Genomic DNA, 1,009 nt, shown 5'->3' with positions numbered 1-1,009 from the left:
TGAATCCCCCCGGGTTTCGTGCCGCTTCCTTTTGAGTCAGGAAGGATGAGCGGTATGCCCAAGAAGATTGATCCGGAGGTCAAGGCGCGTGCGTTGCGGATGTTGGCCGAGCATGGCGGGGAGTACTCGTCGACCACCGCGGCGGCGGAAGCGATCGCGAAGAAGATCGGGGTAGGTAAGGAGACGGTGCGCCGGTGGGCGGTGCAGGCCGAGATCGATGGGGGTCGTCGGGCTGGTGCGAGCAGTGCAGAGCATGCTGAGGTCAAGCGTCTCAAGGCCGAGAACAAGCGGTTGCGTGAGGACGTCGAGGTGTTGAAGGCGGCAACGTCTTTCTTCGTGGGGGAACTCGACCCCCGCAAGCGATGATCATCGGGTTCATCGATCAGATGCGTTCGAAAGGTGTTGCGGTCGAGTCGATTTGCCGAGTCCTGTCTGAGCAGGGCTGTCAGATCGCCGCACGCACCTACCGGGCCTGGCGGACCCGCCCGCCTGCCCGCCGCACGGAGTCCGATGCGGTCACGGTCGACAAGATCCGCGATATCGCCTGGCGTACCGATGATCACGGCCGCCGGCGGCTGACTCCGGAGGGACTGTACGGGCGCGCGAAGATGCATGCTCAGCTGCAGCGCACAGATCTGCCCGACGTGTCCTACGGCTCTGTTGATCGTGCGATGAAGATGTTGGAACTCAAAGGAATTCGGCGTAGTAAGAAGATTCGTACGACCATCCCGGCCGCGGATGGAAAGCGGGCCGGGGACCTGGTGAACCGGGACTTCACCGCGACCGCCCCCAATCGCGTCTGGGTCACCGATTTCACCTATGTGCGGACCTGGCGGGGCTGGGTGTATGTGGCATTCATCCTCGACGTGTATTCCCGCAAGATCGTGGCGTGGTATGCGTCAACGTCGAAAGATGTTCAGCTGGTGCTGATTCCGCTGCGGATGGCGTTGACCGAGAGGGAACGCGAAGGGCATCCTGTGGTGGCCGGACAGCTGATCCACCACAGTGA

General features: G+C 62.3%; 1 pseudogene and 1 other annotated feature. The pseudogene reads left to right on the top strand.

Annotated elements, in window-relative coordinates:
• Positions 1 to 54: 54 nt before the first annotated feature.
• Positions 55 to 1,009: pseudogene (locus tag ABLE94_RS26350) on the top strand (IS3 family transposase); the annotation flags it as partial.
• Positions 324 to 458, top strand: a sequence feature (AL1L pseudoknot). Its footprint overlaps the pseudogene before it by 135 nt.

This window comes from Gordonia sp. VNK1, assembly GCF_040049135.1.
In the GTDB taxonomy this organism is placed as follows: domain Bacteria; phylum Actinomycetota; class Actinomycetes; order Mycobacteriales; family Mycobacteriaceae; genus Gordonia; species Gordonia oleivorans.
The sequence above is the reverse complement of the archived record's forward strand: the minus strand, read 5'-3'. Positions and strand labels throughout refer to the sequence as shown.